Origin of the sequence: Pseudomonas sp. NFACC41-3 (genome assembly GCF_900109505.1) — a bacterium.
Lineage (GTDB): Bacteria > Pseudomonadota > Gammaproteobacteria > Pseudomonadales > Pseudomonadaceae > Aquipseudomonas > Aquipseudomonas chlororaphis.
Genome location: NZ_FOAE01000001.1, coordinates 741,898 through 762,555, shown reverse-complemented (window position 1 = coordinate 762,555; position 20,658 = coordinate 741,898). Strand labels below are relative to the sequence as shown.

The window sequence follows — 20,658 nt, the reverse complement described above, 5'->3', positions numbered from 1 at the left end:
GGTCCGGCATAAAACGGCGACCAGTGAAGGCGGAACATGCAGCGCGCTCTGCCACTGAGCTACTCCCTTGCGGTTGGCGGGAATCGAACCCGCGACCACGCTGTCCTGTAGTTCCACCGGCATTCGCCAGGTCAATCGGTGCAGGCAGGGCCTGCGGGCAGCGACAAGAAAACAGGCACATTTGCTCTACCGACTGAGCTACAGCCTTGCGGCTGGCGGGGTTCGAACCCGCGACACGATGTAGTACCTGTGGCATTCGCTGCCATCCCGCTCGGGCGGGAGAAAAAACTGCGACGACAAGGGTCGATGAAACAGTGCACTCGTGTTCTGACCTTTGAACTACGGCGCCTTTTCAGGCACCGGCGGGACTCGAACCCGCATCACGAATCTGGGATGTAGTTCCATCAGCATTCGTCGCTGAAATCGCAAAAAAGGTGGCACGACAAAAGAAGTGACTGATAGCCGGAATCGAACCGGCATAACCATGATGTACAGCCACTGGCATTCGTGCCTTCACAGGCCCTGACAACATGTGCTGGGACGTCTTTGGATGTAGTCACAGCGGCATTCGGGGCCTATGAACAAAAATTCTTCGGCGTGCGCCGGGTGAGCGGCGCACGGTTTATCTCATGCCTTGCCGATCAGGGCGCCATCGCCTCGATCGCCTCGACCCAGTGCTGCGCACCGTAGTTGCCTGCGGTGAACTGCTGGATCACATCGAACACCGCGTCACTGAAGCCACCGACGTTGAGGATGTCCTCGCGGTCCGGCGCCTGGGTGGTGGCCCCGGGTTGCATATCGATGCACACCAGCCGCGCCTGCGGGTTGATGGCCTTGATCCGCTCCCACTGGCGCAGGGTCTCGGTCGCCCCATGGCGCCGCGCATCGATCCACGACTCGTTGTCCGAGACCAGGATCAGGGTGTCCACCTTGCACTTGGCGTTGGCCAGTTGCGCCAGGGGCGCCGAGCAGTTGGTCCCGCCACCGCCGATGGCCGCCAGTTTCTGCGCATTGCTCATCACGCTGTCCCGCGGGTTGAGGCGGATATCCACCACCCCGACCTCGAACGGCATGACCCGCGCCGCCGGCTGCTTGCGCAACACCGCTGCCGCCACCAGGGCCGCCACATCGATGCAACGCACCGCCGTGGTGGCGCCCTGGCGATAACCGGTGACCGGGCTGTGCATCGACCCCGAGACATCCGGGCACACCACTACCGCGCCTTGCAGCGCCGGCACGTTGGCCAGGGACAGCTCCAGGGCATCCTGCAACGCCTCGCGCACCGGCTGCGGCACCTCGTCCCCGGCCATGCGGTAGGCCGCCAGCAACTGGTACGGGTAGACCCGGGCCTTGTCCACCTCGGCGGCATCCGCCAGCCGCGCCGCCACATACTCGGTGCAACCCGGCACCTGGAACGCGCCATGACGAGCCAGGGTGTTGAGGTTCATGCGCAGCCCCTGCCAACCCATATTGTGCGCCTGTTCGGCCCATTGCTCGCGGCTCAGGGTTTCGTTGCCGAGCAACTGGAACGGCACCTGCGGCACCACCGTGGTCGCACCGCTGCGAAAGGCCAGCAAGGCGCGGGTCAGCTCAGGCAGCGCCTGCACATCCACCGGTTTGCCGATCAACCAGGCGAAGAAAGCTGCGCGCCAGGCCTCGCTTGGCTTGGGGTGCACCATCTTGACCACGTCCGCCAGCGACGGCTGGTTACCCACCGCAGCCTGCAACAGCTGGCGTTCGGTGGCGCTGTTCAACCAGTTCTGCACCAGGCGCTTGGGCTGCGACCCCAGGGATTTACGCCCGGTCGCCCCGCTGCGCAGGATCTGCACGAAGTTGCGCAGCATCTTGCCGTTGTCCACCACCTGGGCAAACAGCTCCGGCACCAGGGCCGAGCGTTGCGCGGTCAGCGCCGCCAGCAGCAAGGCCGGCATGTCTTTCATATGACCCTGTTGCCGAGCGTAACGCGCGGCCTGGGCGACGAAACGGCTGTCGACTTCGTTCACCAGTTGCAGCACCGCTTCCAGCTGGCCTTCGGGCGAGGTGTAGAAGGTCGAGTTCAGGCAACCGGTCACCGCCAGCTGGGCCAGGCGGTGCTTGGCGTTGTAGGCATAGGCCGGGGCCTGGGCGGCGTTCAGGGTGTTGCTCGCTGGCGCTTTGGCCTGTTGGGTGTTGAACAGCTGGAAGTTGGCCATCTTGGCGTCTCGCTCTGTTGTCTTGTTCGTTGCCAGAGAGATTGCAGCCGCTGTGCCAGTTTTATTTTTCTGTGCGAATTATTTTTTAAATTATTGATTTATAACGATTTTATTTTTAAATGATTTTTCCTTGGCGAGTCTTCGAGACAAAGCTGCTGATAATTTTATATCTTTGTTTATCGTTTTTTATCTTAAGGTATAAACATGTCAGGCAAGCCCACGGTCGCCATAGGTTTTGTCGGTTCCACCCTCGATCGCGTCGGCAAGGGCGCCAACCGCTGGAACCATTGGCGCCCCAGTGTCGGCCTGTGCCAGCAGCAGGACGTGTTGATCCACCGCCTGGAGCTGATCCACGGCGTCGATGCCCGGGACGTCAGCCTGGCCGAGCGGGTGGCCAGCGACATTCGCCAGGTATCGCCGCAGACCGAGGTGCGCCTGCACCCCATGGGCCTGAAGAACCCCTGGGATTTCGAAGAGGTGTACGGCGCCCTGCATGACTTCACCAGCGCCTACCCCTTCGACACCGAGCGTGAGGACTACCTGGTGCACATCACCACCGGGACCCACGTGGCGCAGATCTGCTGGTTCCTGCTGACCGAGGCGCGCTACCTGCCGGCGCGGCTGATCCAGACCTCCCCGGCGCGGCGCCGCGACCCGCAGGAGCACGCCACCGGCACCCACGCCCTGATCGACCTCGACCTGTCGCGCTACGACCGCATCGCCTCGCGCTTCGCCGGCAAGCGCCTGGAAGGCCTGGCCTTCCTCAAGTCCGGGATCGCCACCCGCAACGCCGCGTTCAACCGCTCCATCGAACAGATCGAGCGGGTGGCCGTACGCTCCAAGGCACCGATGCTGCTGATCGGCCCCACCGGGGCCGGCAAGTCGTTCCTGGCCCGGCGCATCTATGAACTCAAGCGCGGCCGGCATCAGGTTCAGGGGCGTTTTGTCGAGGTCAACTGCGCCACCCTGCGCGGCGACGGCGCCATGTCGGCGCTGTTCGGGCATATCAAGGGCGCCTTCACCGGCGCCCAGAACGCCCGCGACGGCCTGTTGCGGGCAGCGGACGGCGGCATGCTGTTTCTCGACGAGATCGGCGAACTGGGGCTCGACGAACAGGCGATGCTGCTCAAGGCCATCGAGGAGAAACGCTTCTTCCCCATGGGCTCGGACAAGGAAGTGGACAGCGACTTCCTGATCATCGCCGGCACCCACCGCGACCTGCGCGGTCGGGTCGCCCAGGGCCTGTTCCGCGAGGACCTGTATGCGCGGATCAACCTCTGGACCTTCAACCTGCCGGGGCTGGCCGGGCGGCGCGAGGACATCGAGCCGAACATCGACTTCGAACTGGAACGCCATGCCCGCGAACAAGGGCGCCTGGTGCGTTTCAACCTCGAGGCGCGGCGGCGCTACCTGGCGTTTGCCAGCTCCAGCGAGGCGGCGTGGCTGGGCAATTTCCGCGAGCTGTCAGCGTCCATTACCCGCATGGCCACCCTGGCCGACAGCGGGCGCATCGACGAAGCCCAGGCCGAAGAAGAAATCGAGCGGCTACGGTATGCCTGGGGCTTGAGCCAGGAGCAGGATCCGCTGGCCACTTTGCTGGGCGACAGGGTCGAACTCGACCTGTTCGACCGCCTGCAACTGCAGGCGGTGATCGAGGTCTGCCGCCAGGCCGACAGCCTGTCCGATGCCGGACGCAAGCTGTTTGGCGTGTCCCGCCAGACCAAGGCCCAGCCCAATGACGCCGACCGCCTGCGCAAGTACCTGGCGCGCTTCGGCCTGGAGTGGAAGCAGATAGTTGCACCAGCGGATTAAGGAGAACTGCCTGCGGCAGCCCCGCCACTGTAGCCGCTGGCGCAGCCTGCGATCGGCTGCGTAGCAGCCGCCAAATCCGGCGACGAGGTTTTCCAGCAATACCGCGCTGCATCGTTACGGCCGCTGCGCGACCGATCGCAGCCTGCGGCAGCGGCTACACAAAGCTGTCGCCAGCAATACGCCCACCTTCACCCAGCAGGCACCGCATCAGCTCTGGCGATCACCCGCTCACCCACCTGCAAGGTCACGGTGGTAAAGGACATTTGCACCACCTGTCGCCGGCGATACGTCCACTCTCAACCGCCCGGCACCGCGAACACCGCGTTGGCCCTGGCCACCACCCGCTCGCCGACCTGCAGGGTGACGGTGGCGAAGGCCATCTGCCGGCCGCGCTTGGAATGTTCCAGGCGCACGTCGATCCATTCGCCGACCTGCACCGCGCCGAGATAGTCCAGGTGCATGCTGGCGGTGATCAATGGCAGCGGCGGATCGCTGGCGAAGGCCATGGCGTAGCCCATGCCGATATCGGCCAGGGTGGCGAGGATGCCGCCGTGCACGGTGCCACGCCCGTTGGCGTGACGGTGGTCGGCGCGCAGGCCGATCTCCAGTTGCAGGCCGCTGCCACGGCAATACACCGGGCCGATCAGCTCCAGCAGCGGACTGCTGCGGGACAAGGGGGCATAACCTTCGGGTAACTCGAGCGAGCTCATGACGGGTCTCCGTTGCCGATGGCGATGACCGAGGCACAGGTCATCGGTCCCTGAGGTGTACGCCCAAGCGGTGCCCGCGCCCAGCCGTATCCATCCGGCAAATCCCTGGCGATAAGTCGCGGCGACACGACATCCGCCCCTCCCCGCACAATCGACGATAAGATACGCAGCCGTCCCGCCAGCCCCGGGCACGATCATTTATTTCAAGGAGCGACCATGCACCCTCAGGACGACACCCCCACCCCGCTGCGCAGCCTCGCCGTGGTGCTGCTCAGCACGCTGCTGGCCGCCTGTTCCCCCAGCGATCGTTCGTCCTCGGTGGCGGTCGGCGGCGCCCAGGGCAAGGCCGGCGCGCAACTGGCCTACGAACATGAGCTGAGCCTGTCGCTGCCCTCGGCGCAGATCGCGCCGCGCCTGGCCGCCACCCGCGAAGCCTGCGAAAACGCCAAATTCGGCGCCTGCAATATCCTGCGCCTGCAACAAGGCCAGTACCGCGCCCAGGTGATCCTGCGCATCGTGCCCGACGGCGTCGAACCGATAGTCGCGCTGGCCGCCCAGGGCGCCGAAATCGGCGAACGCATCACCAGCGCCGAAGACCTGGCCGACGCCGTGGCCGACGTGCAGCGCCAGCAGGAACGGCTCAAGGCCCAGCAGCAACGCCTCGACCAGCTGGCGGCGCGCAAGGACATCACCGTCAGCGACCTGATCGCCCTGAGCAAGGAACAGGCGAGCATCGAGAACGACCTGCAGGCCCTGGCCCAGGTCGCCGCCGGGCAGCAGCGGCGGCTCGACACCAACCGCCTGACCCTGAACTTCGTGCCCACCGACAGCAGCCAGCGCGGCTCGAAACTGCAACGCGCGTTCGACAACCTGCTGGACAACCTCGCCTACGGCACCGCCGAAGCCCTGGAGAAAGGCAGCTATGTGCTGCCGTTCCTGATCCTGGCCTTCCCGCTGGTGATGATCTGGGTCTGGCTGTGGCGCCGGTTCGTGCGCCGTCGTTGAGTCGCAGCACTCTGCAAAGCCCAAGAAGCCCGGCCTGATGCGCCGGGCTTTTTTATGGGCACGGGCGAGCGTGTCGTCCCGAGGATTTTTATCGCGAGCCGGGCCGCCCCCTGCCCCGCCAACATCGGCTGCCCACCGCCAGGTCCCGCCAAACAAGGCCTGGCGGGCATAGGCGAAGAAAACTGCACGAACGTACCTGGAACTGGCACGTTTTTCCCATGCACCTGCAGCTTGCGAATCGACCCACCGCAAGAGCCGCATCGACGGTGCCTACCCGCACCAATAGCAATCATCGGACGCTATCCGCGTCCCCATAAAGTGCAGACGGCGAGCCAAAAGCTCGTTGAGCTGAGACTGGCGATAAGGAAGTCTCATGTGCGATGTGCAGTCATGTTCACCGGCGTTTTCCGCTATTGGCTCCACCGTTTCGCCCCTGGTTCCGCCTCGTCCGGCAGCCCTGCCCGGACCGGCCCTCGCGCCCTGTGCGTCATCAACGATCGACCTTGCGCACGCTACGCGGCGCTGCCTGTGCCAGCCTCTGGCGATGCCCCCTGCTCCAGTCGCTGGGGTAACTTTCAGGCTGGCGGTAGCGGCTGTTATAAGGCCCACCCTCTCCCGGTACCGATATCCAAGCCAGTCTTCCCAGGTACTGCCTAGCGTATCCCGACACAAACATTCGCCCCCAGGCCGGTCTCGCCACTGTCCAAGTAGCGTCGACGGAAGAAGCCTCGACAAGACCGATCGTCGACTGTTTTTGAACCACTAAGCAGCCAACTTCATTTTGCACTCGGTGACATTTCACCGAGCGAAAGCCGTATTTCTATCGTTGCGTATTCGACAACAAACAAACGTGCCAAAGCGCGTTAAAAGTGGATGATCAGAGCGTTGTCCGACAATAAGGCAATTCAATATCAATGCATCGACCACTGGGTCATAAGCAGATCACTGTTTACATACATTCAATGTACGCATCGGTTAATTATCCGCACCCCCAGCAGGTTAATAAGAGCTCCGTCATCGCCCTGCTCAATGGCGGGCAGGCGAGCGCGCCATGGATACTCAAGAATGCTCCCCGAACGGGCCGTAAAAGACTACAGAAGCCCTACGCAGAGCCCTGAAAACAACAAGATCAAGGACCTCCAGGCAATGACCGGCTAGTCACTGTTTATTTGCACCAAATCAATTCGCCAGACACTTTTTAGTGCATTGGCCATGGTACTGATCGCCCCTGTTTCCGGCTGAAAAGCGGATAACCCAGGGCAGGCAGGCTCGCCCGCAAAAAGCATTTAAGGTCAACTTTTCGAGGCGCTGAATATATATTGCTGCGCCAGTTTTTCTCGCAAATTTATATAAATGCGACATGCGCTACGAGCCGTCGCCAATTGCATAAAGACCGACACAATCTGGCATAGCGGTTGCTATATGTAACGAGTACGAGACAGGTGCATTACAAACACCAACTCATCCCACAACAATGTTCCAGGGAGTGGTAATGAACAATCTAAGCCGAAGGCGTTAAGCCACTCGTTTGCACAGGGCCGTTCAACCGGATAGTTCAACTATCGGCTTTTGCTCACCCTTGAAAAAGTTAAACCCGACTTTCGAACATTCCAGCCAATGTTCGAACGGTGCCTTATTGCCCTTCATCCGACCGAGGGAGCTTTAATGAACGATGCGGTAAAGAACAGAACCCTGCCGAGGCCCTTGGACGATGAAGCCGCCGTCCAGGTTGCGCGGGGCCGTCCTTATAAGGGCAATGCATCGAAACCCGGAGGCCTGAGCAAGCGCCAGGTGCTGTTGCTGGTGACGGTCTCGGCCCTGCTCCATGGTGGCGCCTGGTGGTTCTTCCAGCAGACCCGCGCCGCGCCACTGGAAACGCCCCCGGAAATCCCGGAAATGACCGTCGAGCTGAGCAGCCCGACCCCGCCCGCGCCGCCTACCCCTGAACCTCCGCCGCCTCCACCGCCGCCCGAACCCGAGCAACCGGTGGAAGACGAAGACGCGCTCAAGCCGCCGCCCAAGCCGGTGGAGAAGCCCAAGCCCATCGAAAAACCCAAGCCGGTCGAAAAGCCCAAGCCGGTGAAAAAGCCCGAGCCGCCGAAAACGCCGGCTCCACCCGCCCCCGCGCCACCGGCCGCGCCCGCGGCGCCCAGCCAGCCGGCCGCCGCTGCGGCGCCTGCCGCGGCCCCCGGGCCGGTCAAGGAATCGGCGGCGGTTTCCGGCCTGGCCAGCCTCGGCAACCCACCGCCGGAATACCCGTCCCTGGCCCTGCGCCGCAACTGGGAAGGCACCGTGGTGCTGCGCATCAAGGTGCTGCCCAACGGCCGCGCCGGCAGCGTGGAAGTCACCCGTTCCAGCGGCAAGCCGCAACTGGACGAGGCCGCCGTGGCCGCGGTGAAGAACTGGAAATTCATCCCGGCCAAGCGCGGCGACACGCCGATCGAAGGCTTCGCCACCCAGACCATCGATTTCAAATTGCCGCAATGACCGCGGCCTGACCTGAACTCACAACCTGTTTACGCATGCGAGGTGTAGCCATGAACGATTCCCTGACATCCCTGATTGTCCCCGGCGTGCTCTGGGCCCTGGTGCTGTTTTCCGTGGTCAGCTGGGCACTGCTGCTGGTCAAGTCGGCGCAGTACCTGCGGCAGAAGACCCAGAACCGGCAGTTCAGCAAGGCCTTCTGGAGCGCCCCGGACCTGCTCACCGCCGCCGAGCACGCCAGCCAGTACCCCGGCTCCCTGGCGCGCATCGCCAGCAGCGGTTTCGAAGCTCTGCTGGTTGAAGAGTCGCCGCGCACCACCCAGCAGCTGGCCCACACCATCAACCGCGCCGACCGCCTGGAGCGCAACCTGCGCCAGCAGATCCAGAAGGAGCGCCGGGCCCTGGAAAGCGGCCAGGCGGTGCTCGCCAGTATCGGCAGCACCGCGCCCTTCATCGGCCTGTTCGGTACAGTCTGGGGGATCATGGAGGCCCTGCAGAGCATCGGCGCCAGCGGTTCGGCCAGCCTGGAAACCGTGGCCGGGCCGATCGGCCATGCGTTGATCGCCACCGGCGTGGGCATCGCCGTCGCCGTGCCGGCGGTGCTGATCTACAACTTCTTCCTGCGCCGCCTGAAGCTGGCCTCGGCCAGCATGGACGACTTCGCCCATGACTTCGACGCCCTGGCCCAGCGCAGCGCCTTCGCCATCAGCCGCCAGGCCATCGCCAGCAAGACCGCCCACGCCGTACGGGAGGCCAGCTGATGTCCTTCTCTACTCAAGACAGCGACGAAGTGCTCAGTGAAATGAACGTCACGCCACTGGTGGACGTGATGCTGGTGCTGCTGGTGGTGTTCATCGTCACCGCCCCGCTGATGACCAACGCGATCAAGGTCAACCTGCCGAAGACCGACGCCGTGGCCCCCGCCGAGAAAAAAGACCCGGTGGTGGTCAGCGTCGACCAGGACGGCAAGTTCTACCTGGCCAAGTCCGAAGTGGCCCCCGAGCTGCTGGAAAGCAGCCTCAAGGAGGTCAAGGCCAAGGACAGCGAGGTGCGCGTGCAATTGCAGGCCGACGCCGCCGTCAACTACGGCCAGGTGGCCAAGGCCATGGCCTCCATCGAACGTTCGGGAATCACCAGGATATCCGTGATGACCACCCGATGAAGGCAGTGCCTGGCGCCCCCTGAGGGACGCGCCAGGCACTGCCTCGAAAAATCCCGTCGCAATCGGCCGACCGCAAGGCGCCACGCGCCTGCGGAGGGGATCGGCTTGCTTGAAGAAAGTGGTTTTCCGGGGTCGGTACAACCCAGCCGGAGCAATGAGGGCTCACAAGGCCATTTCGATAAACGTCTAAAAGTCGGAAGTAATCATGCTGATGAACATTCCACGTTTCACGCTCAAGCCACTGGTGACCACGCTGCAACGGCACCGTTTTGTCCCGCTGTACCTGATGGCCATGGGCCTGGGCGCCGGCACCACGCAAGCCGCGGAAGAGGACGCCGACAGCAGCGCCGCCGTCCCGGCCGCCAGTGCCGCGGCCGTGGCGCCCACCACCCAGCTGCAACGGGTCGAAGTGACAGGTTCGGCGATCCGCCGGGTCGATGCCGAAACCGCCGTGCCGATCACCATCCTGCGCGCCGAAGAGCTGCGCAAACAGGGGGTGAGCACCACCGCCGAACTGGTGCAGCGCATCACCGGCAGCCAGTCGATCAACAACAGCGCCGGCTCGGTGGGAGCCGCCACCGGCGGCGCCTCTTTCGCCGACATGCGCGGCATCGGCGCCAACAAGACCCTGGTGCTGCTCAACGGCCGGCGCCTGGCCAACAACGCGTTGTCGGGCACCAACTCGGCCGGCGGCGCGGTGGACCTGAACATGATCCCGTTCGCCGCCATCGACCGGGTCGAAGTGCTGCGCGACGGCGCTTCGGCCCTTTACGGCACCGACGCCATCGGCGGCGTGATCAACTTCATCACCAAGAAATCCCTGACCGACGGCCAACTGACCCTGGGCGGCGAAACCCCGACCCACAGCGGCGGCGGTGCGAGCAAGGACATGAGCGCCAGCTGGGGCTTCGGCGACCTGGAAGAAGACCGCTTCAACGTGCTCGGGGTGTTCAACTACAACAAGCAGCAGAACCTCGATGCCAACGACCGCTCCTTCGCCACCGACTACCGCCCCGGCCGCGGCCTCGACCAGACCTCGGGCACGGCCTTTCCGGGCAACTACACCCAGGGCGACAACGCCACCAACCCGCTGGCCGGCAGCAACTGCAACGGGCCGAACCTGATTGCCCGCCAGGGCCTGTGCCGCTTCAGTACCCGCGAGTACATCGATCTGGTGCCGGAGACCGAAAAGACCTCGTTCTTCGGCAAGAGCACCGCCAAGCTGGCCGACGACCACAACGTCAACCTGGAGTACTTCTGGTCGCGCAACAACAACGCCACGGCGGTCGGCCCGGCGCCCCTCACCGGCCTGAGCCTGGACTCTTCCTCGCCCTACTACCCGGGCAACGGCATCACTCCGGCGCCGACCGACTTCAGCCTCGACCCGAGCCAGCCGATCGGCGTGAACTGGCGTGAAACCGCCGCCGGTGCGCGGGAATCCAAGGACCAGAACACCAGCCAGCGCTTCGTCCTGAGTTTCGACGGCCTGGTGGCCGGCTGGGACTACAACCTCGGTGCCTCCTACAACCAGAACAAGGTGGTCTCCAGCGTCACCAACGGCTACGTCAGCGACCGCGCGATGATCGCCGGCCTGGCCAGCGGCCTGCTCAACCCGTTCGGCCCGCAGACCCAGGCCGGCCAGGACTACATCGAGCAGGCGGCCTACCACGGCGCCTACTCCACGGCTGTCGGCCGGGTCGTCGGTTTCGATGGGCGCGTCAGCCGCGAGATCGGCGACTGGTTTGGTGCCGGTCCCTCCGGCCTGGCCCTGGGCGGCGAGTACCGCAAGGAGAAATTCCACCAGGACTACGAAGAGTTCGCCGGTGACATCCAGAGCCTGGGCATCGACCCGTCCGGTAGCGTCGAGGGCAATCGCAGTGTCAGGGCGGCCTACGCCGAACTGAACGTGCCGGTGCTCGACAGCCTGGAACTGTCCGTCGCCATCCGCCACGACAAATACAGCGACTTCGGCAGCACCACCAACCCGAAATACTCGTTCCGCTACCAGCCGCTCAAGGAGCTGGTGGTGCGCGGCGCCTACAGTGAAGGTTTCCGCGCGCCGTCGCTGTACGAGCTGTATGCGCCGCGCAGCATCACCTACACCCAGGGCTACTACAACGACCCGGTGCTCTGTACCGGCGGCGTGGTGCAGCCCGGCGGCAACGGCGGGCGTGACTGCGGCCAGCAGTTCCTCAACCAGATCGGCGGCAACACCGACCTGGCCCCGGAAAAGGCCCGCAACGTGACCCTGGGCTTCGTCTATCAGCCAATCCGTGACCTGTCGGTGGGCCTGGACTTCTGGTGGATTCACATCTCCAACCAGATCCAGCCGTTCCCCGAATCCACGGTATTCGACCAGTCCGGCGCCTATGCCGACCGCTTCGTGCGCAACGCCGACGGTTCGTTGAACTACATCGTCACCGGCAACGCCAACCTGGGCATAGTCGAAACCAACGGTGTCGACGTGTCCCTGGACTATCGTTTCCCCAATACCCCCTACGGCCAGTTCGGCCTCGGGCTGCAAGGCACCTACGTCAAGAGCTACGACTTCCAGAGCACCATCAAGGGGCCGTTCACCGACAAGGTCGGCGACTTCGAGGGCGATGGCGTGATCGCCCGCTGGAAACACAACCTCACCGGCACCTGGACCCTGGGCGCCGCGCGGGCCTCGCTGAGCAACCGCTTCACCACCGGCTACAACGACTACGACCGCACCACCAATGCCCGGGTGGCCTCGTACTCGGTGTGGGACCTGTCGGCCGGCTACACCTTCGACAAGGTGCTGGACGTCGACGCCGGGGTGAAGAACGTCTTCGACCGCGACCCACCGTTCTCCAACCAGGCCTACAACTTCCAGAGCGGCTACGACCCTCGTTACACCGACCCGCTGGGCCGCACCCTGTTCGCGCGCATGACGTACCACTTCTGAGGCACCGCCGGGGCCGCGCAAGACTCCGGCCGGCCCCGGCCGCATTGCGAATTCGCGCCCCATGGCGGCCCGCCGCCGTGGGTCTTTTCGCCCTGCCGACCCAGGCTTTCCGGCATCACGAGGAACCTTTCGATCATGTCTGCACTGACCCGCACCCTGGCTGGGCTGACGCTGGCTGCCGCGCTGCTTGGCGCCGCCGGCGGGGCCCTGGCCGCCGCCCATGGCAGCTATGCCATGACGGTCTATGGCGAACCGCCGAAGTACCCGCCGGGCTTCCAGCACTTCGACTACGTCAACCCCGATGCGCCCAAGGGCGGCTCCCTGAGCCGCGCCTCGATGGAGATCGGCCAGTTCAACTACATCACCCCCTATGCCGACCAGGGCATCGCGGTGGCCCAGGTCAACGACTGGGTGTATTCGCCCCTGGCCTTTCGTTCCCTGGACGAGCCCTACACCGTCTACGGGCTGGTGGCCGAACGCATGGAGCGCGACCCCGACGGCCTGTGGGTGCGCTTCTACCTCGACCCCAGGGCACGCTTCGCCGATGGCACGCCGATCACCGCGCAAGACGTGCGCTACACCTTCGACCTGCTGCTGAGCAAGGGCAGCCTGAGCTATCGCCAGCTGTACGGCGACGTGCGGGACGTGGTGATCGAAGGCCCCGGGCAGGTGCGCTTTGACTTCAAGAACAACCTCAACCGCACCCTGGCCCTGGACCTGGCGACCCTGCGCGTGCTGCCCGAACACTGGTGGAGGACCCGCGACTTCGCCAACGGCGGCGGTTTCGAGCCGCCCCTGGGCAGCGGGCCATACAAGGTCGGCAAGGTCGACGCCGGGCGCAGCATCAGCTTCGAGCGCGACCCGAACTGGTGGGCCAGGGACCTGCCGGTCAGCCGCGGCCTGTACAACTTCGACCGCCTGACGGTGAATTTCTACGGCGACACCGACGTCGCCCGCCAGTTGCTGCAGGCCGGCGCCTTCGACTACAACCGCGAGTTTTCCTCGTCCGGTTACGTGGTCGGCTACGACAGTCCGGCCCTGCGCGACGGCCGCCTGCAACAGGCGATCCTCGCCCCCGACAAGCCCACCGCCGCCCAGGGCTTTGTGTTCAACCTGCAGCAGCCGGTCTTCCACGACCGCCGGGTGCGCCAGGCGCTGACCCTGCTGTGGGATTTCGAGTGGACCAACAAGCAGATGATGCGCGGCTTCTACGTACGCCAGCAGAGCTACTGGCCGAAAAGCGAAATGGCCGCCACCGCCCTGCCGGACGCCCGCGAACGGGAGATCCTCGAACCCCTGCGCGGACAGATCCCCGACGAAGTCTTCACCCAGGTCTACCGGGCCCCGCAGACCGACGGCAGCGGCCGCATCCGCGACAAGCAGCTGCAGGCCCTGCGCCTGCTGGCCGAGGCCGGCTGGACACCCCGGAACAACCGACTGGTGAACGCCGCCGGCGAGCCGCTGGAGTTCACCTTCCTCGATGGCCAGGGCGGCTTCGACCGCATGCTGCTGCCGTACAAACGCACCCTGGCGCAGATCGGCATCACCCTCAACCTGCGGCGCATCGATTCAGCGCAGTACATCAACCTGCTCAACGCCCGGGACTACGACATGATCGTCACCAGTTTCCCCCGCAGCGGCGACCCCATCGTCTCCCCGGGTCGCGAGCTGTACAGCCTGTACGGCTCGCAAAGCGCGACCCAGGTCGGTAGCTCCAACTCCATGGTGCTGGCCAACCCGGCCGTGGACCGCCTGATCGATGGCCTGGTCCAGGCCAATAGCCGCGACGAGATGGTGCATTACGCCCGGGCCCTGGACCGGGTGCTGCAATGGGGCCAATACATGATTCCCAACTACTACTCCAAGGGCACGCCCACGGTGTTCCAGAACCGCTTCGGTCGGCCGGCCATCGCGCCGATCTACGACGAGGGCCTGAACACCTGGTGGGAGGTCAGCCCCAAGGCCCTGACCACCCGCCAGATGAGCGCCCTGCGCGGCACCGTGGAGGCGCACTGACATGGGCCGTTACCTGAGTCGTCGCCTGCTGCTGATCATCCCCACCCTGCTGTGCATCCTGGTGGTCAACTTCCTGATCGTCCAGGCCGCGCCCGGCGGCCCGGTGGAACAGGCCATCGCCCGCCTGCAAGGCTTCGGCGGGCATGCCATGGGCGGTGGCGCCGAGGTCGCCGCGGTGGGTGGCGGCGGACGCAGCAGCCGTGGCCTGGACCCGGCGCTGATCGAGGAGATCAAGCACCACTACGGCTTCGACAAGCCGATGCACCAGCGCCTGTGGCTGATGCTGAAGAACTACGCGCAACTGGACTTCGGCAACAGCTTCTTCCGCGGGGCCAAGGTCACCGACCTGATCCTGCAGAAACTGCCGACCTCGCTGTCCCTCGGCCTGTGGGCGACCCTGATCACCTACCTGGTGTCGATTCCCCTGGGAGTGCGCAAGGCGATCCGCAATGGCAGCGCCTTCGATGCCTGGACCAGCAGCGCCATCGTCCTCGGCTACGCCATGCCGGCGTTCCTGTTCGCCATCCTGCTGATCGTGGTGTTCGCCGGCGGCAGCTACCTGGACTGGTTCCCGGTGCAGGGCCTGGTCTCGGACAACTTCGCCAGCCTCGGCCCCCTGGCCAAGGTCGGCGACTACCTGTGGCACCTGGTGCTGCCGGTGTCGGCGCTGGTGATCGGCGGCTTCGCCACCCTGACCCTGCTGACCAAGAACAGCTTCCTCAACGAGATCAGCCGCCAGTACGTGGTCACCGCCCGGGCCAAGGGCCTGAGCGAGCGTCGGGTGCTCTACGGCCATGTGTTTCGCAACGCCATGCTGCTGGTGATCGCCGGCATTCCCACGGCGCTGATCGAGGTGTTCTTCGCCGGCTCGCTGCTGATCGAGACCCTCTTCAACCTCGACGGCCTCGGGCGCATGAGCTACGAGGCCGCGGTGTCGCGGGACTACCCGGTGGTGTTCGGCGCGCTGTTCCTGTTCACTCTGTTCGGCCTGCTGATCAAGCTGATCGGCGACCTGTGCTACAGCCTGGTCGATCCGCGCATCGACTTCTCGGCGAGGACTGCCTGATGTTCACACTCTCTCCCCTGGGCCGTCGCCGTATCGAACACTTCAAGGCCAACCGCCGGGGTCGCTGGTCGCTGTGGCTGTTTATCGGCCTGTGCCTGGTCTGCCTGGGTGGCGAGCTGATCGCCAACGACAAGCCCTTGGTCATCCGCTATCACGGCGCCTGGTATTTCCCGATCCTCAGCGACTACGACGAAACCGAGTTCGGCGGCGAACTGCCGTTCCAGCCCGACTATTCCAGCAGCTACGTGCACGAACTGATCGAGGGCCAGGGCGGCTGGATGCTGTTCCCGCCGATCCCCTTCAGCTACGACACGGTCAACTACGACCTCAGCCTGCCGGCCCCCAGCCCGCCCTCGGCGCAGAACTGGCTGGGCACCGACGACCAGGCCCGGGACGTGCTGGCGCGGGTGATCTTCGGCACGCGGGTGTCGATCCTGTTCGCCCTGGCGCTGACCGTCATCAGTGCGCTGATCGGCATCACCGCCGGTGCGTTGCAGGGTTATTACGGCGGCTGGGTCGACCTGTTCGGGCAGCGCCTGCTGGAAATCTGGTCGGGGCTGCCGGTGCTGTACCTGCTGATCATTCTCTCGGGGTTCGTCTCGCCGAGCTTCTGGTGGCTGCTGGGGATCATGGCGCTGTTCTCCTGGCTGGCCCTGGTGGACGTGGTGCGCGCCGAGTTCCTGCGCGGGCGCAACCTGGAGTACGTCAAGGCCGCGCGGGCCCTGGGCCTGAGCGACGGCGAGCTGATGCGCCGGCACATCCTGCCCAACGCCATGACCTCCACCCTGACCTACCTGCCGTTCATTCTCACCGGCGCCATCGCCACCCTCACCGCCCTGGATTTTCTCGGCTTCGGCATGCCCGCCGGCACCGCCTCGCTGGGCGAACTGATCGGCCAGGCCAAGCGCAATCTGCAAGCGCCCTGGCTGGGGCTGACGGCGTTTTTCGCCCTGGCGCTGATTCTCTCGTTGCTGGTGTTTATCGGCGAAGCCTGCCGCGACGCCTTCGATCCCCGGAGCTGACATGCACGACAACCTGATTGAAATCCGCAACCTCAAGGTGGCCTTCGCCGGCACCGAAGTGGTCCATGGCCTGGACCTGGATATCCGCCGTGGCGAATGCCTGGCCCTGGTGGGCGAGTCCGGCTCGGGCAAGTCGGTGACCGCCCACTCGATCCTGCGCCTGCTGCCGGCGCAGAAGGTGCAGACCCAGGGCAGCATCCGCTACGCCGGCCTGGACCTGGTGCAGGCCAGCGACGCCCAGTTGCGCACCCTGCGCGGCAACCGCATCGCGATGATCTTCCAGGAACCCATGACCTCGCTGAACCCACTGCACACGGTGGAGAAACAGATCAGCGAAGTGCTGGACGTGCACAAGGGCCTGCGCGGTCGCGCGGCCCGGGCGCGGACCCTGGAACTGCTGGAGCTGGTGGGCATCCGCGAGCCGCACAAACGCCTCAAGGCCTACCCGCACCAGTTGTCCGGCGGCCAGCGCCAGCGGGTGATGATCGCCATGGCCCTGGCCAACGAGCCGGAGCTGTTGATCGCCGACGAGCCGACCACGGCGCTGGATGTGACGGTGCAGCGCAAGATCCTCGAACTGCTGATCGCGTTGCAGCAACGCCTGGGCATGTCGCTGCTGCTGATCAGCCACGACCTCAACCTGGTGCGGCGCATCGCCCAGCGGGTGTGCGTGATGCGCCAGGGCGAGATCGTCGAGCAGGCCGAGTGCGAAGCACTGTTTCGCGCCCCGCGGCATCCCTACAGCCGCTTGCTGATCGAAGCCGAGCCCAGCGGCGCCCCGGTGCCCAGCGCCTATTCGCACAATCTGCTGGAGGTGGACGAGCTCAAGGTCTGGTTTCCCCTGCCCAAGGGCCTGTTCAGCCGCCAGCGCGACTACATCAAGGCGGTGGACGGCGTCAGCCTGAGCCTGCACCGGGGCAAGACCCTGGGCATCGTCGGCGAGTCCGGCTCGGGCAAATCCACCCTCGGCCAGGCGATCCTGCGGCTGGTGGAGTCCGAAGGTGGCATCCGCTTCGGCAACAAGGAACTGAGCATCCTCAACCAGCGCCTGATGCGCCCCTTGCGCCGGCAGTTGCAGGTGGTGTTCCAGGATCCGTTCGGCAGCCTCAGCCCGCGCATGTCGGTGCAACAGATCATCGCCGAAGGCCTGCTGACCCACGGTATCGGCACCGCCGAGGAACGCGAGGCGGCGGTGATCCGCGTGCTCGAGGAAGTCGGCCTCGACCCGCGGAGCCGCCACCGCTACCCCCACGAATTTTCCGGCGGCCAGCGCCAGCGCATCGCCATCGCCCGCGCCCTGGTGCTGGAGCCGGCGCTGATCCTGCTGGACGAACCCACCTCGGCCCTCGACCGCACCGTACAGAAACAGGTGGTCCAGCTGCTGCGGGAGTTGCAGGTACGCCACGGCCTGACCTACCTGTTTATCAGCCACGACCTGGCGGTGGTCCACGCCCTGGCCCACGACCTGATCGTGATCAAGGACGGCAAGGTGGTGGAACAAGGGCCGTCGCGGGCGATCTTCAGCGCGCCGCAACACCCCTATACCCGAGAGCTGTTGCAGGCTTCGGGGCTGCAATGGAGCCCGCCGCAGGCCTGCGAAGAACCGGCCTGAGGCTCTGTTCCGGGGGTTGGCGCAGCTATCATTGGCGTCGATGGTCACCATCGACCCAATGAAATTCTCAAAAAAAATCCGCCACGTAACATCTGCTCCATACCAACCAAACAACACCCCGGAGCACACCACCATGAAACGCCAAATTCTTCTCAGCATCGCTTTCTCGGTTCTTGCAGCAAACGCTTTTGCCGCGTCCTCGGCCTACCCGGTGGTCGCCGAAGGCGGCTCGGATCGCCTGATTGAAAAACGTGTCGCCGAAGGTGGCGCCGATCGCTTGATCGAACGTCGCGTTGCCGAAGGTGGTTCCGACCGTCTGATCGAACGTCGTGTTGCCGAAGGTGGCTCCGACCGTCTGATCGAACGTCGCGTCGCTGAAGGTGGTGCTGATCGTCTGATCGAGCGTCGCGTTGCCGAAGGTGGTTCCGATCGTCTGATCGAACGTCGTGTTGCCGAAGGTGGCTCCGATCGTCTGATCGAACGTCGCGTTGCTGAAGGTGGCTCCGATCGTCTGATCGAACGCCGTGTAGCCGAAGGTGGTTCCGATCGTCTGATCGAACGTCGTGTTGCTGAAGGTGGCGCTGATCGTCTGATCGAACGCCGCGTTGCTGAAGGTGGCTCCGATCGTCTGATCGAACGCCGTGTAGCCGAAGGTGGTTCCGATCGTCTGATCGAACGTCGTGTTGCCGAAGGTGGCTCCGATCGTCTGATCGAACGACGTGTTGCCGAAGGTGGCTCCGATCGTCTGATCGAACGTCGCGCCGTATGATTGCGTGGTCCGCAGTACTCGAAAAAAAGCCCGGCCTTATCAGCCGGGCTTTTTTCATTTCAGGGCACTGTCAGTCTCTATCGATCACCATTCCCCTGTAGCCGCTGGCGAAGCCTGCGATCGGTCTGGGCGGCATTCCGACGCAGCGGCCGCAACAATGCAACGTCATACTCCTACCCCCACAGGCGTCTGCTGCGCAGCCGATCGCAGCCTGCGGCAGCGGCTACAACCTCGCCATGCAGCGCTGATACCGCTCATCCACCCGCTTGGCGAACCAGGCGGTGGTCAGTTTGCGGGTGATCTTCGGGCTCTTCAGCTGGATGCCCGGCAGGATCTGCCGCGGCAAAGGCTTGCCCTGGGCCTGATCGGCCAAGGCGAATACCCGCTTGTACAGCGTGGTGTCCTCGAACTCGAGGCTGTTGCCCTTCTCCAGCTGGTTGCGAATGGTCGGGTTGCGCATGTCCAGGGATTTGCCCAGGGCGCGCGCCGCCAGCTCGGTGCTGCCGGGCATGATCGAGTCGTAGCGGATCAGGTCGCCGTCCAGCGCCAGGGAAATCCCCGAAGCCACGCTCAGGGCGTTCTGGAACGCGGCATTGCGGCTGGCGTACCAGCCGGCGTTGAAATCGGCGAAGCGGTACAGCGGCTGCGGGTAATTCACCGGGTAACCGAGCAAGTGGGCGATGCCGAAATACATGCCGCCACGCCGGCTGAACACCTCGCGGCGGATCGAGCCGTCCACGCTGTAGGGGTAATTGCGCGCCTGCTGCTCGGCGAAGTCGATGCTGACCTGCATCGGCCCGCCGGTGTGCACCGGGTTGAAGCCACCGAACAGGGTCTTGCCCATGGGCACGCTGCCGATGAAGTCGTCGAAGATCGTGCTCAGTTCCTTCTCCGTGCGCGCCCCGGCCAGGCGCTCGCTGTAGGACTTGCCGTTCGGCGAACGCACCTGTAAGGCCGCGCTGACCAGCATCGACGGCACATGCACCTTGGCCGCGCGGCGGTCGATTTCGCCGCGGGCGATCTTGCCCAGCCCCGGCACCGGCGGGTCGACCTGATAGGTGGACTCCTGCTCGGCCACCGCCAATACCGCGCAGAGGTTGCTCTTGCTCGGCTCGATGCCCTGGGCGGTAAAGGCCACCTGGATATCCCGGGCCCAGCCCTGACGATCGGCGACCTTGGCCGGCAACAGACGCGCCACCTGGGCCTGGACCTGCGCCGGGCTGGGCGCCGGCGCCTTTGAACCGAACTGGCCGGCACAGCCGGCCAGGGCCAGTGAGGCTGCGACAGCGGCCCAGCGAAGTGAATGCAGAGGTTTTATAGACATGGCTTCCCAGTAATTCCGAAGGTGGCCCGCGCTTGAGGTGCATGCGTCGCCGCGGATATCGACCCTCAAGGCGCCGCGCTGTTCCGTGCCAGCGTCAGGCCATTTGAGCATTCCCCGTGACCGACGGCGAATTTCACCTAATCTGAAAGCTCATCGCCCACAGAAAAACAACAGGCGGGGCCCATCATGAGCGTGCAACTCAACCACACCATCGTCTGGTGCCACGACAAGCAACGGTCGGCGGATTTTCTCGTGCAACTGCTCGGCCTGCCGCCACCTGTGCCCTTCGGCCCGATGCTGGTGGTGCAGCTGGATAACGGCGTGTCCCTGGATTACTACGACAACGACCCGCCCATCGCTTCCCAGCACTACGCCTTTCTGGTCGCCGCCGACGACTTCGAACCAATACTGCAGCGCATTCGCCAGCGCGGCCTGGCGTTCTGGGCCGACCCGGGCAAGCAGCGAGCCAATGAAATCAACCGCCACGAAGGCGGACGCCGGGTGTATTTTGATGACCCCGACGGCCACCTGCTGGAAGTGTTCAGCCAGACCTGA

General features: G+C 64.7%; 14 protein-coding genes, 1 tRNA gene and 1 pseudogene. 12 read left to right on the top strand and 4 right to left on the bottom strand.

What is annotated here, in order from left to right:
- Positions 1-71: 71 nt before the first annotated feature.
- A tRNA-OTHER gene (locus BMY68_RS29800) sits at positions 72-208 on the bottom strand.
- A gap of 433 nt (positions 209-641) precedes the next feature.
- Positions 642-2,192 (bottom strand): vWA domain-containing protein, encoded by a 1,551-nt coding sequence (locus BMY68_RS03505; protein WP_085530426.1) that lies wholly within the window; start codon positions 2,190-2,192, stop codon positions 642-644.
- A 204-nt stretch (positions 2,193-2,396) separates the two neighbouring features.
- Between BMY68_RS03505 and rtcR the strand changes: the two genes are divergently transcribed.
- Positions 2,397-4,004 (top strand): RNA repair transcriptional activator RtcR, encoded by a 1,608-nt coding sequence (rtcR, locus tag BMY68_RS03500; RefSeq protein WP_085530425.1) that lies wholly within the window; start codon positions 2,397-2,399, stop codon positions 4,002-4,004.
- Positions 4,005-4,300: 296 nt separating this feature from the next.
- Here rtcR and BMY68_RS03495 read toward each other — a convergent pair whose 3' ends face one another.
- The gene (locus tag BMY68_RS03495) at positions 4,301-4,714 is read right to left on the bottom strand and encodes a PaaI family thioesterase (protein WP_009043176.1); all 414 of its coding nucleotides are present in this window, start codon (positions 4,712-4,714) and stop codon (positions 4,301-4,303) included.
- A 216-nt stretch (positions 4,715-4,930) separates the two neighbouring features.
- Between BMY68_RS03495 and BMY68_RS03490 the strand changes: the two genes are divergently transcribed.
- The 10 genes and pseudogenes from BMY68_RS03490 to BMY68_RS03445 all read left to right on the top strand — a co-directional run.
- Positions 4,931-5,719, top strand: a complete 789-nt coding sequence (locus BMY68_RS03490; RefSeq protein WP_062822860.1) for a DUF4349 domain-containing protein — start codon at positions 4,931-4,933, stop codon at positions 5,717-5,719.
- A gap of 1,665 nt (positions 5,720-7,384) precedes the next feature.
- Entirely contained in the window at positions 7,385-8,206 is an 822-nt protein-coding gene (locus BMY68_RS03485; RefSeq protein ID WP_085530424.1) for an energy transducer TonB, read from the top strand.
- A gap of 50 nt (positions 8,207-8,256) precedes the next feature.
- Positions 8,257-8,964, top strand: coding sequence for a MotA/TolQ/ExbB proton channel family protein (locus BMY68_RS03480; RefSeq protein WP_009048248.1), 708 nt, complete (start codon positions 8,257-8,259; stop codon positions 8,962-8,964).
- Positions 8,964-9,365, top strand: coding sequence for an ExbD/TolR family protein (locus tag BMY68_RS03475; RefSeq protein ID WP_009043172.1), 402 nt, complete (start codon positions 8,964-8,966; stop codon positions 9,363-9,365). The genes BMY68_RS03480 and BMY68_RS03475 overlap by 1 nt, the downstream gene beginning before the upstream one ends.
- Before the next feature lie 205 nt (positions 9,366-9,570).
- Complete coding sequence (locus tag BMY68_RS03470) at positions 9,571-12,294, top strand: TonB-dependent receptor (protein ID WP_085530423.1); 2,724 nt, start codon at positions 9,571-9,573, stop codon at positions 12,292-12,294.
- Positions 12,295-12,429: 135 nt separating this feature from the next.
- Positions 12,430-14,310, top strand: a complete 1,881-nt coding sequence (locus BMY68_RS03465; RefSeq protein WP_085530422.1) for an extracellular solute-binding protein — start codon at positions 12,430-12,432, stop codon at positions 14,308-14,310.
- A 1-nt stretch (position 14,311) separates the two neighbouring features.
- Positions 14,312-15,376: a microcin C ABC transporter permease YejB gene (gene yejB / locus BMY68_RS03460; protein WP_009043169.1), complete on the top strand. Its 1,065-nt coding sequence runs from the start codon at positions 14,312-14,314 to the stop codon at positions 15,374-15,376.
- Entirely contained in the window at positions 15,376-16,398 is a 1,023-nt protein-coding gene (locus BMY68_RS03455) for an ABC transporter permease (RefSeq protein WP_009043168.1), read from the top strand. Before yejB ends, BMY68_RS03455 begins: the two co-directional genes overlap by 1 nt.
- A 1-nt stretch (position 16,399) precedes the next feature.
- Complete coding sequence (locus tag BMY68_RS03450; RefSeq protein WP_085530421.1) at positions 16,400-18,010, top strand: ABC transporter ATP-binding protein; 1,611 nt, start codon at positions 16,400-16,402, stop codon at positions 18,008-18,010.
- 133 nt (positions 18,011-18,143) lie between these two features.
- Positions 18,144-18,620: pseudogene (locus tag BMY68_RS03445) on the top strand (phage infection protein); the annotation flags it as partial.
- A gap of 382 nt (positions 18,621-19,002) precedes the next feature.
- Here the strand turns inward: BMY68_RS03445 and BMY68_RS03440 are convergent.
- Positions 19,003-20,103: a DUF1615 domain-containing protein gene (locus BMY68_RS03440; RefSeq protein ID WP_085530419.1), complete on the bottom strand. Its 1,101-nt coding sequence runs from the start codon at positions 20,101-20,103 to the stop codon at positions 19,003-19,005.
- 186 nt (positions 20,104-20,289) lie between these two features.
- Between BMY68_RS03440 and BMY68_RS03435 the strand changes: the two genes are divergently transcribed.
- Positions 20,290-20,658, top strand: coding sequence for a VOC family protein (locus BMY68_RS03435; protein ID WP_085530418.1), 369 nt, complete (start codon positions 20,290-20,292; stop codon positions 20,656-20,658).

What these genes read in the sequence shown, in the direction of transcription:
- BMY68_RS03505 (WP_085530426.1), bottom strand. Translation starts at nt 2,192, where the DNA reads ATGGCCAACTTCCAGCTGTTCAACACCCAACAGGCCAAAGCGCCAGCG.
- rtcR (WP_085530425.1), top strand. Translation starts at nt 2,397, where the DNA reads ATGTCAGGCAAGCCCACGGTCGCCATAGGTTTTGTCGGTTCCACCCTC.
- BMY68_RS03495 (WP_009043176.1), bottom strand. Translation starts at nt 4,714, where the DNA reads ATGAGCTCGCTCGAGTTACCCGAAGGTTATGCCCCCTTGTCCCGCAGC.
- BMY68_RS03490 (WP_062822860.1), top strand. Translation starts at nt 4,931, where the DNA reads ATGCACCCTCAGGACGACACCCCCACCCCGCTGCGCAGCCTCGCCGTG.
- BMY68_RS03485 (WP_085530424.1), top strand. Translation starts at nt 7,385, where the DNA reads ATGAACGATGCGGTAAAGAACAGAACCCTGCCGAGGCCCTTGGACGAT.
- BMY68_RS03480 (WP_009048248.1), top strand. Translation starts at nt 8,257, where the DNA reads ATGAACGATTCCCTGACATCCCTGATTGTCCCCGGCGTGCTCTGGGCC.
- BMY68_RS03475 (WP_009043172.1), top strand. Translation starts at nt 8,964, where the DNA reads ATGTCCTTCTCTACTCAAGACAGCGACGAAGTGCTCAGTGAAATGAAC.
- BMY68_RS03470 (WP_085530423.1), top strand. Translation starts at nt 9,571, where the DNA reads ATGCTGATGAACATTCCACGTTTCACGCTCAAGCCACTGGTGACCACG.
- BMY68_RS03465 (WP_085530422.1), top strand. Translation starts at nt 12,430, where the DNA reads ATGTCTGCACTGACCCGCACCCTGGCTGGGCTGACGCTGGCTGCCGCG.
- yejB (WP_009043169.1), top strand. Translation starts at nt 14,312, where the DNA reads ATGGGCCGTTACCTGAGTCGTCGCCTGCTGCTGATCATCCCCACCCTG.
- BMY68_RS03455 (WP_009043168.1), top strand. Translation starts at nt 15,376, where the DNA reads ATGTTCACACTCTCTCCCCTGGGCCGTCGCCGTATCGAACACTTCAAG.
- BMY68_RS03450 (WP_085530421.1), top strand. Translation starts at nt 16,400, where the DNA reads ATGCACGACAACCTGATTGAAATCCGCAACCTCAAGGTGGCCTTCGCC.
- BMY68_RS03440 (WP_085530419.1), bottom strand. Translation starts at nt 20,103, where the DNA reads ATGTCTATAAAACCTCTGCATTCACTTCGCTGGGCCGCTGTCGCAGCC.
- BMY68_RS03435 (WP_085530418.1), top strand. Translation starts at nt 20,290, where the DNA reads ATGAGCGTGCAACTCAACCACACCATCGTCTGGTGCCACGACAAGCAA.